The organism is Sphingobacterium sp. 40-24, from assembly GCF_001899705.1.
Taxonomy (GTDB): domain Bacteria; phylum Bacteroidota; class Bacteroidia; order Sphingobacteriales; family Sphingobacteriaceae; genus Sphingobacterium; species Sphingobacterium multivorum.
On record NZ_MKWH01000063.1, the window covers coordinates 209593 to 225203 of the forward strand.

Consider the following 15611-nt stretch of genomic DNA (forward strand, 5'->3'; position numbering starts at 1 on the left):
AACAACAATAATCATATTATGATATCAATCAAAAATATACTTATGATCCTACTTTTTGTGGGGCTGTTCATCAAGACCTTTGGACAACAGTCGCTTGAAGCGGGAAGAGTCGAACCTTATAGGCTCGAAGTTACCTATAATAAAACCAGCCACCTTATTTTTCCGGTAGCGATCAGGTACACAGACCTGGGATCGAATTATCTAATTGCGGAAAAAGCTGAGGATGCACAGAACGTCCTGCGTATAAAGGCAGCAGTTAAGGATTTTGCGGAGGAATCCAACTTTACTGTAATTACGGAGGATGGCCAATTTTATAGCTTTAATGTTATTTATAATGCTGATCCATATACGTTGAGCTACGATTTAAAGAAAATGAAAAATGATGCTGACCGTGAGGAAGGAAGAAACGTTCAGTTTGAGGAGCTAGGTTTTAATCCACCATCTTTAACAGAAGTTGCGCTAAAAACCATATATCAGCAGAATAAAAGATATGTGCGACATATCGCGTCCAGATCGTATGGAATTCAGTCGGTTCTTAAAGGTATATATGTCCATAACGGTAAGTTTTACTTCCATGTGGAAGTTAAAAATAGATCAAACGTACCTTTTGTCGTGGACTTTTGTACCTATAAAATAGAGGATAAGCAGATTGCAAAAAGAACGGTTTCTCAGGAAAAACAATTAGTTCCTTTAAGGCAGTATCCAGGTCTTGATGTAATCTCAGATAATTCGATCGCTGGCAATGTGATACTTCTTGATCAGTTTACAATCACCGATGAGCAGGTACTCCGGATTGAAATTTTTGAAAGGAATGGAGCAAGAAACCAGGTGCTGGAGGTTGAGAATTCGGACTTGGTTGCCGCTAAGCCCGTATCTGAGATGAATATCAAGGTTAATCAATAAACAGAGAATCATGAAACAGTATATCATCTTTTTAGTACTAGCCATTATGAGCAGTCAATTGTGTGCGCAGCGCATGGTGTATAAACAGAAATCGTTGGAAATGAATACAGGGCTTCTAAATACTGATAAAGTCGGCAAAAATTTCTATATCAATCTGACATTGAACAGTTTTGCAAAGCACGGAAACTACTGGATCTGGGGGCTTGAATATCAAAAGAAAGCTGTAGACTATAAAAATTGGGAAATCCCTTTAGAAAACTACTTTGGAGAGGTTGGCTATAGTATAAAGCTTCTTTCCGATTCAAAAAAGTTTATAACCTTAAACGGGGCCTTAACGGGTATCGCTGGCTACGAATCTGTGAATAGGGGAGATAGTATCCTTTTTGACGGCGGAGTTCTGAAAAACCAAATTGGATTTGTTTTTGGTACTGGAGGAAGGTTGTCGTTGGAGACCTATATTTCAGACCGGGTCGTTTTTATGGTGCAAAGTCGGATCAGGATCTTATGGGGGACCGATCTAGAGAAATTTAGACCATCAACGGGTATCGGTTTACGTTTTAATTTTTGAAAATCAGAGAATAATGAAAAATATATTTAATACTATGAAAATGTCGATAGGATCGGTTTTTTTAGGCTTTATTGCAATTCTGGGAATTGCATTACTTTCCGGCTGTGAGAAAGAGGTTTTGGATGTGCAGGAGGTTTTTCCTTTTGAAGTGAAGGTGATGCCTGTTCCAAAGGAGATCGGGATTGGTGAAAGTGTGGAAATACGGTTTTCCATAATTTCCTCTGGAAACTACACAGGTAATACGTACAGGCTAAGATATTTTCAAAATGATGGGCAAGGTAGTTTAAATTATGCGGGATATAAACCTTATTTGCCAAACGATTTGTATCCATTGGCGGAAAAAGAATTTCGTTTGTATTATACATCAGAATCTTTAGTTTCACAACAATTTGACGTCTGGATAGTTGATAGTTTTGGTAATGAAAAGCAAATTTCTTTTCAATTCAATAACAAAAAGCTAGGTCCGATCATTATTGGGCCAGTTAGATAATTTGTTTTCATAAATTTTGTGATATTTGTGAAGCAGAAACCATACACTACCAGAGTGGAAGCATGCTTGTTAGGACAGCCAATAGGCTGTCCTTTCTTGTTACAATTAATAGTTTGGCCATTAAGTTCGGGGCACATTAAATGTGATTTGTACATTATTATTTCATTATTAGGGCAAAAATATTAAATTGACCATACGATAGACCATAAATTACACTATACGGAAACTTATTTTATTGCTGACGCTGACATCGGTCTTTTAAGATAACAAAATAAGATACAATGAATTTCTACATCGTCTCACTATTGGATTCTTTAGCTGAGCAAAATCTATCTGTTTTTTGCAAACTAAATTTTGTGAAGTCCGCAGTCCTTTTTTCTGATCTGCATGTAATATCTAAGCATTTTAAAGTCGTTACTGATTTTTATTTTTCTTTTTTAAAAAACCTTGAATTCATACCAGAAAATGCGTTTACTAAAGATCATTTCGGTTATTATAGCTTTGCGGAAGATAATGGTTATGATCGGTCGATTAAAGAGGTGGTACGTAATCTTAACCAGACTAGGCCTGCATTTAATGATGTATTTCCGGTTCAAGTGCGTTATACGGATAAAAGTAATATGCATTTGGTAGTAGGTTTATGCCGCGCAGAGAGTGTAAAGAGGGGCTTTTTGCATATAGTTGATCTTAATTTACCTAAAGAGGAAATTAAAAACACCCCTCAAAATGTTATTTATGTTAAGGAGATAGTGAAATCCTATAATCCCAATAATAGCCAGACTTTAAAGGAATTTATTGAAAACCAAGGTTATAATTATAATCATTTTCAACGTGACTGTAAAATTTGCTTTGGTGATTCTTTCTACAGTTTTTGGTTAAAGGGAAAGATGCTGGACGCTGTAGGCGATATAATATGTACGCCCATGAGCTTAAAGGAAGTAGCATTTAAAAACAGATTTTTAGATTATCAGAATATGTATAAAGCTTTTACGCGTCATGGTGTCGGTCTGACAACAATTCCTCGATTAGCTAATTTATAATTCCTTTAGTTATTATTGTACATACTTTTGTTGCATATTGGTATAATTTTATTACATATTGGTATATAATTGTTAATATTGTCAATATTTATTTTTAGCACAAGACCGAAATTTGTCATAATCAATGCCAGTGATTATGATAAGCTTTATAAAAAAGTATTTTGTACAGACGGTAAGCATTCTTCTTGCATTGCTCTTTATATATGCTGCTGCCAGTAAGTTGTTGGACTTTGCAAACTTCCAGGTACAACTTGCTCAGTCTCCTTTATTAAGTGCTTACGCGGGAATTATATCATACCTGATCCTGATAATCGAATTTCTGGTAGCAATTGCGTTATGTTTACCCATAAGCAGGCTTCTAGCTTTATACGCATCACTGGCATTAATGGCCGCTTTCACTATTTACATCTACCTCATATTGAATTATAGTGATTTCATACCCTGTAGTTGTGGAGGTATACTGGAAAAATTGGGTTGGAAAGAACATCTTATATTCAATATTTGCTTTGTTTTATTATCTTTTGGTGCAATCGTGGCGCTCAGTAGGAACAGCGGTTTTAAAATGCGCACAACTTTAGCTTTTACGACTATTACAACTGTGCTGAGCTGCGGAATTGTGATTTTATTATTTCTAGGGTCAGAGCACATTGTGAAAAAGGAAAATAATTTCACAAGACGCTTCCTGGTTCATCCAGTTATTGGAGAAAAAAAGATTCTTGACCTGGACAGACCGGACTATTATTTTGCTGGTTATGATGATGAACATATCTATCTTGGAAATAGGATCTTTCCGCAGATTTTGACGACCGCCGATACAGCACTAAATAGCATGCAGTTAATGAAGATCGAGCCAGACAATATGAACCATAAATTTTCTAATTTGAGGTTGCAGGTCAATAATGGATTTTACTATTTTTATGACGGTACTATACCAATAATTTACCGTGGTAGATTAGGAAATCCACACGCTAAAACTTTAAGTTTTCAAGATGCCTATTTTAATCAGCTTATTGTTTTGGATTCAGCACGGTTTGCGCTGAGAACACAGAGCAGCGCGACGAAACAATTTACACTGGCACTCCTTGATCTAAATTCAGACCCTAAGATAAAGTTATTTCCAGAGCATTTAAAAAAGCAGATAGATGGTGTGTTCGATGTAGATGGAAACATAACTTATGACAAGTCTCAGAACAACTTGATTTACACCTACCTCTATAGAAATGAATACCTAATTATGGATAATTGGTTTAGGTTAAAGAATACGTTCAATACTATTGATACAACACGTATTGCCCAGATCAAGATAACAAAACTTGCTGACGGTAGACACAAAATGAACGCACCCCCATTGAAGGTGAACCGTCAGAGTGTTGCATTCGGTGGAGTACTCTTTAACCAATCTGATCTCATGGGTAAGCTTGAATCGAGGGAAGCTTGGAAAGCCGCGAAGGTGATAGATATGTATAGAACCGACCGACAGGAATACATTGGAAGCTTTTACATATATAATAAAAAGGAGATGAAAATGCATGATTTTTTGATAACTGAGAAATATATGTATGTTCTACGTGGAGACGAAGTGGTAAGGTACCGCATTCGCGATATTATCAAAAAAAATTACGTAAGAGGGGAAGCCGAAAACCTCCACTAAGAGTAGGCAGAGAAATTATAAACAAATTAAGATGAAAAAATTATTATTGCCTGCACTCATTATAGCAATGGGTGCCGGAGCAGCAGTTGCCGGAAACATGGCAAAATTTAACGAAACAGCTTATCGCTTTGATGAAAGCCAAGGGCTGTGTATTGAGACCGAACAAATGTGTGGTGAAGAGGAAACCAATCCTGTTTGTACCTGGTCTGCTGATAATTCTGTGGAATTGCAAAGATTTATCAGTCCAACAGAATGTGGAAAGGTTCTGCACGAAATCTTACCTTAGACGTTGGCTTTAAATGTGAAAGGGATGCTATGTAGCATCCCTTTTAATTTCTTTTTCGATCCAAGGAATATTGGTTTTATTTTTTAGAAAATAATCCCACCATTCAAGTGATCTTCTGTTCATATCCATACTTTCTTTGGTATTCCATCCCAGATCATGTTCTCGCTGTTGATAGAATAGTGCGATTGTTGGAAGATTGTTCCTCTTTAGTCCCATAAAGAATTCCATAGCCTGTTCAGCAGGTACAATATCGTCTTTAACACCGTTCCAGATCAGAACAGGCGCTTTAACCATTTCCACGTAATTTATTGGACTGTTTTTTAGATAAAGTTGTTTATCCTCCGAAAAAGGTTTGTTCATTTCATACTGTCCGGTCTCAAATCTGGTGTGATTAGGCTTTTGTTCATGATAATCATAGGAAAAATAGCGGGAAGTTATATCACTATATCCTGCACCTGCAATAAAAGCGGCGAATCGGTCGGAGTGCGTGGCAATAAAATTGGTTTCATATCCGCCCAGGGAATGGCCCGTCAGTCCAATTTTATTTTTATTAATGGCAGTGTATGTGGATAAGGCATCGAGTGCGCTATTTATACAGTCCAATGCCGCAAGACCAGGTCCTCCACCATCAAAGACGATATCCGGTTCATACACAAAATAACCATGTTCCAAAAGGGTACGTCTATTTACGCCTGTAGGTTCATTTGCTGGAAGGGAATAAAAATTGGATTGCGTGCTTTTAATTTGATAAATGTAAACCACCATTGGGTATTTTTTACTTTGATCATATCCTGTGGGATAGTAAAGGACACCCTTCAAAGGTATTCCAAGTGAATTTTTATATTGTATAATTTCCTGTTTTAGAGTTTGTCCAGTCTTATCCTTAGTAGTAAAAATTTCGATTTTCTTTTTGCTTCCAGCTTTCGAAGAGAATATCTTGGGTGCCATATTGTAGTTCTCTTCGATTGTTACTAAATTCTTCAAATCTTGGTCGTATTTAATGTCCTTAATCCGATTTTTTGTTGTAGGAATGACAGTTTTTATTTTGGCTTTGTAAAAAGAACTGTAAGTACTGCTATTTGAAATTTTATTTACTGTTCTAATCAAAAGTGGACGCTTACTGCTAAACATATTCATTTTAAACCCAAACACAGGATTCGTGGTTCTTCGCTCAGCATTTAAAATTCTAGCCTCCCGTTCTTTTGAAATTCCAGCTGGGAATAGTGTTTGGCTTTTTATGTCAAAAATATAGACGTCATTGGAACTTTCAAATAGGATGTTTTTAAAATCCTCGGAAAACGTAGGATTCTGTAACCTTTGATTATCAATAATTATGTGTCTGTCAATTTCTACTTGATAGAGGTTCCATTTTTGATCTTTTGGATTTAGTGCGATAATAAAACGGCCGTCAGAGGAATGTACGATGTCCTTTGTAACCTGATGAAAAATTTCGGTAAAAGTTCCCCTTAATGTATCATATATTTTCAGATTAAGGAATGGATGCAAGGTTAGATTCTTAAATTCCTCCAATGGATTAAAAGCCAAAACATACCTCTCACTGTCAATGTTACTGTAGATTGGATAAGTGTTGGGTAACTGATATGTCCTGTTTGTATCCTTGCTCCATAGATAATAAATGTAGTCTGTTAATCCTGCCTGTTTAGAGCCTAGATTATTATCTCTCCCGTACCATATATCTAAAAAATTCTCCTTAGTTGGTTTTCGTCGACTTGCGAAGGTAATAAAATATGCCTTACCATCTTTAACCGGAGATACTTCAACGAAGTCAGCTTTTTGTGGTTCAATATCTGATAATATTGTTTGTTTTCCATATTGCGTATCAATAAATACCAGCTGCAATTTACGGGTCTTCGGATCTGTTATACAGAGAATGAGATCCTTGCCAGAAGGAGGGAGCAACATTTGCGTAATTTCCTTCTGGGTTTCAAACAAAATTACTTTTTTATCACTATCTATGCGTGCTACTTTATTTATTGTTCCTTCTTTAATATTCAGAAATAATAAATTTTTTTTGTCTGTTGTAAACATTTGGCTATTTGCCACTGATTGCAATAATTCATTCGCTGAACCATACAGTTTAAATGTTCCACTTTTATCCATAATGAGGTACTGATTTAGTTCATAAAGGATATCTGCAAATCTCACATTTTCATATTTAACCGTTGATTTCTTATGTAAATTGCTATGCTGTGCTATTCCATTTCCGAAGGAGAATAAACTGCTGTTTTTTAAGAACATATTATTTGGCATTTTAAGTATTGTTGCCAGCTGGTTATTTGTTCTGTTGGCGTCCAATACTACAGCGGTATCGCTGTTGGTCGAATATATTTTTCGCATAGCCACAAACTTTTTATCGGGCGAATAGGTAAGGTTATTTATGGTGTGATATCTTGATATCCATTGCTGTAAAGTATCATAAGTAACCTTAGATTGGCCGTTTCCTATAATATTTAGAAGGATTAATAGAAAAATTAATATCTTTTTCATAATCAGTATCCGGTATTTTGTGGGTTCAGATTAGGATTTAGCAATAACTCTTTTTGCGGCAAAGGCCAAAAGCTATGGTAACTTTTCCAATTTGTTTTAATGGGTAGAAGGTCATTTAGTCTATTCATCCTTTTAAGGTCGAGGAATCGATGCCCCATTTCGGTAAAGAATTCTTTTCTATTTTCTAATAGGATTTCATCAAGTAAGCTCTGTTTTGAAATCGGCATCACAAGTGCTGCCAATGTTGCGCGTTGTCGTGTTACATTCAGGTAAGGAAGTGCGTCAGCTATTTTATCCTGTTGGGCAAGCGTTTCAGCTAAAAGGAGATACACCTCCTCTAATCTAAATACAACTGAAAATTCCGAAGTATTATTTGTAAGTGCCTTATATTTTGCGGCCCTGTACCATGTATTTTGTCCTACAGTAACAGTTGCAATCCACTGATTTTTACGCTGGTCGCCAGCAGTGAAGATGTTTACCAAGTTCTGGGATAACGCATAATTGGAAGGGGCTGCCCCTGTAAAATAATAGGCAGTTACTTCCTGGGTTGCATCGCCATTGTTTTTTGGTTTTAATTGCCACAGAATATGTGATCCACTTTTTGTAAAAACCTTGCTGAGATCATTTTCAGGTTGATAAAGGGAGCTTTGAGTTATAGTTCGCAATAAAGTTTCAGCATTATTCCATTTGGATTGTAGCATATAGATTTTTGCAAGCATCAGCTGGGCAACCTTACGGTTAGGAATGATCCTTTCTGTACTTCTGTAAGCATCAGTAAGTAATGATATGCTGGTGTTGAGATCATTTTCCAATTGGGTCAGCACATCTGATGATTGGATTTTTGATAAGGATTGATTTATCTGATAATCTGTTGAAGTAGGATAGGGAATATCGCCAAAAACTTGTTGTAGGTAGAAGAACAGTATTGATCTTACCATTAGTGCTTCACCTTTGATTCGCTGCTTTTCAGTGGCAGGAATTGTTGTAGATTTTTCTGTCCCTTCCAATATGGCGTTTGATACATACACCAATCTGTATGCTGAGGCCCAGTATGTACTTATTGAAGCATTGCTATCAATCTGCTGATTTTGAAAAATATCGTAAAGTCCCGTCGTAGAATTTGTTCCATAATAGGTAAGGTCGTCTGTATAACTTCCCAGTAATCTACCTGTTTGGTTCCCAGCGAGCGGTGAACTGTTCCATAATCCAGCGTATAATTCAGCTAGTGCAGCATTAGCTGTCTGCACGGTCTCAAAAACGGATTCAGTAGGAATCTGGTTTTCGGGCACGTCTACTTCCAGCATTTTTTCACATGATAAACTAACCTGTAGTAGTAAAATCGCCAGTATTGTATATATAAATATGTGTGTTTTCATTTTGAGATATTTTAAAGATTTAATTTTAAACCAAATGAGAATGTGCGTAAAGGCGGGAGGTAGCCAATAGTTGTGAATTCCGGATCAATGCCAAAATACTTTGTCCACGTGATGAGATTTTGGCCTTGAAAGTATATCCTTATACTTCTGAATGATGTGTTTTTTAAAGGGATATTGTAAGCTAATTCTACATTTTTTAGCCTGATAAAGGACCCGTCTGCTACAGATGCCGTACTATTCTGGAATATTGAATGGTTAGGCGATGCATTGGCCTTATATGGCTGATAAAAGCCAGCCGGATTTTCTGGCGACCAGACATCCAACGCTTCGACTGGAAGATTGTTCATTATCCCCGGAGAAGGGATGATGTAGTTGTAATTTCTACTTTTCTGTTTTACAAACTGAAATAAGAAAGAGAAATCCCAGTTCTCATAATGTAAGCTGCTGCTTAAACCGCCAAAGAAATTTACTCCGATGTTTTCAACTATTTTGGCGTCGTCCGCAGAAGAGATTTTGCCGTCTCCATTGTAGTCTGTGAAAATATAAGTCCCGGTTTTAGGGTCGATTCCTTCAAGATTAAATAACTTAACAATTGAGGTAGGTTGGCCTATAACATAGGTATTACTATATGTTGAGCCCTCTAGTCCCGGAAAAGTAATTAGTTTATTTTTGGGAAAAGTTATGTTAAATGAAGTTTCCCATTGGAATTTTCCCTTGGAAAATGGTCTGGCATTCAATTCAAATTCCCATCCGGTATTCTGCACCGTGGCATCCAAGTTCGCAAGTACAGAGGAAAAGCCAGTCATTGTAGGTAGCTGGTAGCCGACTAATTGATTGGATGAACGGTTGCGGTACCAGGCGGTATTAATATTTACTTTATTCCTGAATAATCCCACTTCGATTGCAGCTTCAAGTTTCTTGGTTTTTTCCCAACTGAAATCGGGATTGAACAGGCGGGAAGGGAGCAGACCTGTTACACCATCGTAAATGGATGAAGAGACGGTATAGGTATCCAGATACCCATAATCACCAATATTGTCGCTACCTGTTGTTCCAAAACTTCCACGTAATTTTCCAAAACTGAGCCAACTCGAATTTTTCAGAAAATTCTCCTCGGAAAATAGCCATGCTGCACCTACCGCGCCAAAATTTGCAAATTTCTTATTTGGTCCAAAACGGCTTGATCCGTCACGCCTACCGGTGATATTCAGGATATATTTTTTATCAAGTTGGTAGTTTACTCTTCCAAAAAATGCGACATATCTGTATTGCGTGTTGTATTGATCTTCGATCGTTTTTGTTTTTGCTGCGGATATATTGTGGATTAGTGCATTACTTTCAAAGCCTGTACCGCTCATTGAGCCATAGGAGTTGTTTTCATTTTGAAATGTACCTCCTACCAAAATATCAAGGGCATGTTTTTCATGGCTGAATTTCCAGTTAATCTGTGGTTCCAGGATATAAGATAGTCTATTCTGATTGTTTTTGGAAGCCTTTGAATAGGCACTTGACTGTCCGGTTACATACGCAGGATTATAGATGGTATTTGGACTGATATTCCATTCCTCAAAAGCTTGATAATTGACCCCTCCACCTAGTTTTAGTGTGATATTTTTAAACAGATCATATGCGATGTTAAGATTTGTCAGATACTGGATGTTTTGGTTCGAGTATGTAGCATTGTAAGCTGCAACGGGATTACTCCAGGTATTATTCTCCCAATTCAGTGTGCCATCATCATTGTAAAGGGCAGGTGCATTTGGAGACAGAGAAAATGCACTTCGGGTGATGTCCGAATTTATAACATTGTTTTTTTGAATGCTGAACATATTTGAAACCGCAAGATTCAGCTTTTTGTCTTTTGACCGGTGTGCAATATTAGTGGTGATACTATTTGTGGTATATTTAAAATCATTGCCAAAAACAGTGGACTGTTCATTATGCCCCAAGCTTAGAAGAAATGATGTTGTTTCACTACCACCTGTTAATTGTAGTTGGGTATTGGATGCGGTTGCTGTATTTCCTATTAAACTTTTAGACCAGTCAGTATACCTGTCCGTTTTCCATGTACCATTAACGTCATAAGCATTTGCTGGATAAGTGCTGATTCCACTCTTGAAAAATGCCTGCCTCCGCATACTGAGATATTGTTCAGTATTCATCATTTTCAATCTCGACATTACGTTACTGAGTGCGTATGATGAGTTTAATGACACGCTTAGCCTGCCCGATTTACCCTTTTTCGTTGTGACGAGAATGACCCCATTTGCACCGCGGGAACCGTAGATTGCGGTCGCATCCGCATCTTTTAGCACCTCAATACTTTCGATATCATTCGGATTGATACTATTTAAAGGGCTGATACTTGACATAGGCAATATGGCAGATGTAAATCCAAACGTTTTCACTTCATTACCTATTGGAACGCCGTCGACAATATACAGCGGATTGTTGCCATCACTTCTTAACGAGTTTTTACCTCTAATCTGGACTTGAAAGCCACTGCCAGGAACACCACTGCTCTGCACAATGCTGACCCCGGCCATACGTCCCTGTGCTGCTGCCAGCACATTTGATATAGGCTGGTTTTCGATTTCTTTAGCGCTAACTTTAGCAATACTTCCGGTTTGTTCTTTTTTGCTGACCTTATAGTATCCGGCGTTCAGGATAACTTCATCAATAACTTTTGTATTATAGACTGTGGTTGTGGTATCGGCTTTAGCAAGTATAGGGGATGAGTTTTCGATAATTGCCGAGGTTGATTTATTTTTTTTCGGCCTGATGATAACGCTATTATTGTCGATAAAAGTTTCGACGGGAACATCCCTCAAAATTTTATTGAGACAGTCCATTAACAGTTCATTTTTACATTTAGTTGGCTGAACCGAATAATCCTTAAGATCATCGTTTGAGTAAATCTTATCTTTTACATTTTCTGATAGAAATTTCCCTACAGCTTCTGATGCAGTTGTTTTTCCAGTTTCAAAATTTACCCTCTTTGTGGAGAGTTTTTCTTGGGCATAAAGCCCTTGGCAGGCTATTGATAAGAAGAGAATCAATAGTACTGCTCTGCAAATTTTTTTCATTATTTTTGCATTAGTATTTATAATTAGTAATCTATCGAACAATTATTAGTTGAATACTTCTTGGCCGACGGTTGCACCCGTCGGTCTCTTTATTGTATTCTTCCACACCAGTTTCATTAGGAGTACGGAATTAGGGCAGGAGTATGGATCGACCATAGTCTATTCCTCCAATTGAAATGTTTTATCATTTATTTTGGTAGTTTTTAGGTTCAGTTTGAGTGAGATGAGTCTTATCAAATCTGCTGCTGTGGCTTTTTCTTTTGTAGCACTAATTTTTGAATTTGCAACCACTGACGGGAACAGAATTTTTATGCCGTAGGTATTTTCTAAAATTTTTATGGCATTAGAAAGTTCTAAATCAGTTAATGAAACAGTCGCCGAATTGTTGGTTTGAGATTGACCTTTACTTTTAGTATCAACAATGGTCGCAACATCTTTAGAGCCTTGATTGGAGAATGTCTCTTTCGGATGTATAATAAATGTTTCTGCTGGTTTTTCAGTTTTTATAACCTGCACTTTGCCCTCATACAGATCAACATTGAAGGCTGTTTTATGCTGGGTGATTTTAAAAACTGTACCCAGAACTTTTGTTTCATAAAGTCCGGCATGTACGATGAAGGGATGATTTTTGGATTTGGTTACATTAAAAACTGCATCCCCTGTGAGAAAGACATCTCTTGTTGCTGCTGGAAATGATTTCTCGACCGTTAATATAGCTCCCTTTGTCAAGATAGCTGTTGATCCATCCTTTAAAGTAACTTTCAAATCATCATGATATGCCCTATATACATCAGGTAGAAAGAGCGTTCTGTAGGCTATTATACTAAAAATAATGACCAGGGAAGCGGCGATCAGCATGGAAGAATAACGGAACGTCTTTCTCCTTCTCTTTTGTGCTTCATGTGCTTCTATTCTCGCATAAAGTTTTTGATGAAACTCTTTTGCTTCCTGCACTGTAGGAGGCTCTATATCTGCGTCTGAATCATTTGTGAGGCTATCCCATAACTCTTTTGCTTCATCTATCGCAGTTGGTTGGGAGTGTTTTCTCCTGTTCATAATAAAGGGCTTTATTATGTATACCCGAAAACGGCAATAATAGCCCCCCTGTAAACAGAACTTTAACTGAAATTAACTGATTTTAACAAAATTTAAGAATGGTTTTGATGTTCTCGAAGAAATATAAGTGCCTTTCCGATCTGTTTTTTTACAGCTTTAGTGGATAAATTGAGTTGTGTTGCGATTTTTTCCTGAGTAATGCCCTCATACTTGTTCATGGTGAAAATTTTCCTTCTTATGGGAGGAAGCTGGTCAATATTCAACTTCAAAAGTTCGAGTTCTCTATCTTTTTCAAGCTGAGCCTGGAGCATTTCGGCGGAGTCATCGGGTAATTGGAGATTACTTAGTTCTGTGGTATAAGGTTGCTTATTCAGATTTGTGAAGTATTTTGAAATCTCCTGGACGCAAGTTTTTACGATTGCACTTTCAGCGTTGTGCTGGGTAAGTGAATTCCTGTAGATCCATAGATGAAAAAAGATATTCTGCATAACGTCGAATACATCTTCGCGGTCTTTGACTTTTCGGGCCACCATAACAAAAATACGATTCCAATATGTATCATAAATTTGCTGAAACATAAGATCGTGATTGTTTGTATGACGTGAAAATAACGGCATTCTAGGTTATTTAGGATTTTCGCAGTTCTACAAATTTAAGTATAATTTATTAAAATTGTCTATTTTAGTAATATATTTGCATTGTTGTGGTGTAAACACTGAACTGGATTATACTTTATCGGCGATTTTAACCATTTATCAGAATTTTTGAAAGCTATATCATATTTTAGTGATAATAATTATCGTTTATAAAAATATTTATATCTTAGCACCCTAAATTTTATCGAAAATAAAGCGTAAGCTGTCAAAAAGGTTTGAGAAAACTGCGAAACTTCCAAATAACCTCCTATTGACAGACTTACGCCTGTGCATCGTCATACGGGCATGGGCTAGGTCGTCATTAGGTTATGGGTTCTTCGCAGTACCTCTCAAAGATGACGTATCTGGTTTCATGCCTTTTGTATTTTCCCAGGAATGCATCAGTTTAATACCTTATAATTTTTTCTATTATACGACATGTTTTGTCGTTCTGACAGTATAATTTCGCTTATAGATCTTTGATAAAGAACAATCTATCAGAAAATCTGATACTATTTCCGTGAAAATACGGATACCGTAGTGTTATAAATTAAAATATATTGCGAAGCCAAAATTGAACTTAAAAAACACACCTATGAGATGAGACAAATATTATTATTTAGCTTATTTTTATGCTATCCCTATATCTATGGACAGATTCCAAATCTGCCGCAAAGGCCTGGTGTTTCCAATCTTTACAGTATACCTGCGGGTCTGAATAATCAACCCAGCCCTAGACCTACCTCCCCAAATATTAATGCTAATTCAAATCTTTATAAAAAAAAGACTACCCACCAAGACGATCAGGAAGAGATTAACAAAGAGGTTGAACGCCAGATGGCTTTAATAAGGGAAGAAGCTGATGCAAAACGCTATAATCTCAGTTCTTTATCCGAAAAGAAAGGAACTGATTCTTATTACAGGGCCTATGATAATTTACTAAAGCTCGATCCCGACGGATATACACTTGCAGATGCTGTATTTATCGTTGAGAATGCATACAACAATAATGACAGGAATTTTCAGTCGGCTTATCAGCAGCAGATACAGAAAGCGACTTCGATAATCAGGCAAGATATTAAGAAAAGCGGTATTGATGAATCTGACAACGTTGCTAAAAACCTTTCAATTTTCAAATACTTTGCACAGGATACCAAGCAGAATGGAAAAGTTGTCCACAAAGCGGTCAAATATGATTTTGAGGATTATATGGGGGCAAAGGACTACAGTAAAATGTTTGTTTCCAAACTGATGAAAACCAACAGTGGCCAATGTCATTCTATGCCGTTGTTGTATTTGATCTTGGCAGAACAGATCGGTGCAGAAGCCTTTTTGGTTATGTCACCTAACCATTCTTATATACGTTTTAAGGATAATGATGGCGAAGTGTTAAGCGTAGAGTTAACCAACGGCATGTTTTCAGCAAATTCGTTTGTTCTGAATTCAGGATATATTAAAGCTGAAGCCCTCAAGAATAAGCTTTATATGCAAAATTTAACAAAGAAAGATGTTCTTTCTCAGACCTATGTGGATCTCGCAAGTGGGTATATACACAAGTTTGGCTATGATGAGTTTGTTGCCAAAGTTTTGGGGAAGGCACTGGAACTGAATCCGAACAATATTAACGCAACCCTATGGAAAAGTAATACTGACCAAATGAGGTTTATGCAGGCCTGTAACCGTCTAGGTATCGATCCTGAAAATAAAGAACAGCTGCAAAAGATCAGAAGCTATCCGCCACTGGAAGATCAGTTTCTGGGTATCAAGGCTGGTTTTGATTACATCGATCAATCAGGTTTTGCCCAAATGCCTCCAGAGCAGTATGAACAATGGTTAGGCTCATTAAAAAGCACTGAAAATAAGCAAAAAAGTGATGAGATTGCGGAACGGATAAGACTACTCAACGCAAAAAAACAGCGTGAAGAAGCGAAAAAGGTAAAAGCAATTACACCGAAGAAGGAAAGTCCTAAAGTGTATGCTATTCCAAAGGAATTTTTATAGCCAGATAATTC

General features: G+C 37.0%; 12 protein-coding genes. 7 read left to right on the forward strand and 5 right to left on the reverse strand.

Translation table 11 applies throughout. The features are described 5' to 3' along the window. Positions 1-42 precede the first annotated feature (42 nt). The 6 genes from traN to BGP15_RS24390 all read left to right on the forward strand — a co-directional run bounded on the left by traN (position 43) and on the right by BGP15_RS24390 (position 4938). On the forward strand, positions 43-903 hold the full coding sequence (traN, locus tag BGP15_RS24365) for a conjugative transposon protein TraN (protein ID WP_286770894.1): 861 nt from the start codon (positions 43-45) through the stop codon (positions 901-903). Positions 904-913: 10 nt separating this feature from the next. Continuing rightward, positions 914-1471 (forward strand): conjugal transfer protein TraO, encoded by a 558-nt coding sequence (locus BGP15_RS24370; RefSeq protein WP_286770895.1) that lies wholly within the window; start codon positions 914-916, stop codon positions 1469-1471. Positions 1472-1484: 13 nt separating this feature from the next. Continuing rightward, on the forward strand, positions 1485-1961 hold the full coding sequence (locus tag BGP15_RS24375) for a DUF3872 domain-containing protein (RefSeq protein ID WP_286751681.1): 477 nt from the start codon (positions 1485-1487) through the stop codon (positions 1959-1961). Positions 1962-2242: 281 nt separating this feature from the next. Next, positions 2243-3001, forward strand: coding sequence for a helix-turn-helix domain-containing protein (locus tag BGP15_RS24380; RefSeq protein ID WP_286770896.1), 759 nt, complete (start codon positions 2243-2245; stop codon positions 2999-3001). 136 nt (positions 3002-3137) lie between these two features. Next, positions 3138-4652 (forward strand): MauE/DoxX family redox-associated membrane protein, encoded by a 1515-nt coding sequence (locus BGP15_RS24385; RefSeq protein WP_286770897.1) that lies wholly within the window; start codon positions 3138-3140, stop codon positions 4650-4652. 31 nt (positions 4653-4683) lie between these two features. After that, the gene (locus BGP15_RS24390; protein ID WP_286770898.1) at positions 4684-4938 is read left to right on the forward strand and encodes a DUF6520 family protein; all 255 of its coding nucleotides are present in this window, start codon (positions 4684-4686) and stop codon (positions 4936-4938) included. Between the two features lie 27 nt (positions 4939-4965). Here the strand turns inward: BGP15_RS24390 and BGP15_RS24395 are convergent, their stop codons facing one another. The 5 genes from BGP15_RS24395 to BGP15_RS24415 form a co-directional block, all read right to left on the reverse strand. After that, positions 4966-7446 carry an alpha/beta hydrolase family protein gene (locus BGP15_RS24395; protein ID WP_286770899.1) on the reverse strand — a complete coding sequence of 827 codons (2481 nt, stop codon included), beginning with the start codon at positions 7444-7446 and terminating at the stop codon, positions 4966-4968. A gap of 2 nt (positions 7447-7448) precedes the next feature. Further along, positions 7449-8822 (reverse strand): RagB/SusD family nutrient uptake outer membrane protein, encoded by a 1374-nt coding sequence (locus BGP15_RS24400; protein ID WP_286770900.1) that lies wholly within the window; start codon positions 8820-8822, stop codon positions 7449-7451. Between the two features lie 11 nt (positions 8823-8833). Next, positions 8834-11908 (reverse strand): SusC/RagA family TonB-linked outer membrane protein, encoded by a 3075-nt coding sequence (locus BGP15_RS24405; protein WP_286770901.1) that lies wholly within the window; start codon positions 11906-11908, stop codon positions 8834-8836. A gap of 159 nt (positions 11909-12067) precedes the next feature. Next, positions 12068-12964, reverse strand: a complete 897-nt coding sequence (locus BGP15_RS24410) for a FecR family protein (RefSeq protein ID WP_286770902.1) — start codon at positions 12962-12964, stop codon at positions 12068-12070. 92 nt (positions 12965-13056) lie between these two features. Then, positions 13057-13542 carry a sigma-70 family RNA polymerase sigma factor gene (locus BGP15_RS24415; protein ID WP_286770903.1) on the reverse strand — a complete coding sequence of 162 codons (486 nt, stop codon included), beginning with the start codon at positions 13540-13542 and terminating at the stop codon, positions 13057-13059. A gap of 657 nt (positions 13543-14199) precedes the next feature. Here BGP15_RS24415 and BGP15_RS24420 point away from each other — a divergent pair. After that, a complete protein-coding gene (locus BGP15_RS24420) occupies positions 14200-15600 on the forward strand; it encodes a hypothetical protein (RefSeq protein ID WP_286770904.1) in 1401 nt (466 codons plus the stop codon). Positions 15601-15611 lie beyond the last annotated feature (11 nt).

Coding starts and splice junctions, on each gene's coding strand:
- traN (WP_286770894.1), top strand. CDS start 43: ATGATCCTACTTTTTGTGGGGCTGTTCATCAAGACCTTTGGACAACAG.
- BGP15_RS24370 (WP_286770895.1), top strand. CDS start 914: ATGAAACAGTATATCATCTTTTTAGTACTAGCCATTATGAGCAGTCAA.
- BGP15_RS24375 (WP_286751681.1), top strand. CDS start 1,485: ATGAAAAATATATTTAATACTATGAAAATGTCGATAGGATCGGTTTTT.
- BGP15_RS24380 (WP_286770896.1), top strand. CDS start 2,243: ATGAATTTCTACATCGTCTCACTATTGGATTCTTTAGCTGAGCAAAAT.
- BGP15_RS24385 (WP_286770897.1), top strand. CDS start 3,138: ATGATAAGCTTTATAAAAAAGTATTTTGTACAGACGGTAAGCATTCTT.
- BGP15_RS24390 (WP_286770898.1), top strand. CDS start 4,684: ATGAAAAAATTATTATTGCCTGCACTCATTATAGCAATGGGTGCCGGA.
- BGP15_RS24395 (WP_286770899.1), bottom strand. CDS start 7,446: ATGAAAAAGATATTAATTTTTCTATTAATCCTTCTAAATATTATAGGA.
- BGP15_RS24400 (WP_286770900.1), bottom strand. CDS start 8,822: ATGAAAACACACATATTTATATATACAATACTGGCGATTTTACTACTA.
- BGP15_RS24405 (WP_286770901.1), bottom strand. CDS start 11,908: ATGAAAAAAATTTGCAGAGCAGTACTATTGATTCTCTTCTTATCAATA.
- BGP15_RS24410 (WP_286770902.1), bottom strand. CDS start 12,964: ATGAACAGGAGAAAACACTCCCAACCAACTGCGATAGATGAAGCAAAA.
- BGP15_RS24415 (WP_286770903.1), bottom strand. CDS start 13,542: ATGTTTCAGCAAATTTATGATACATATTGGAATCGTATTTTTGTTATG.
- BGP15_RS24420 (WP_286770904.1), top strand. CDS start 14,200: ATGAGACAAATATTATTATTTAGCTTATTTTTATGCTATCCCTATATC.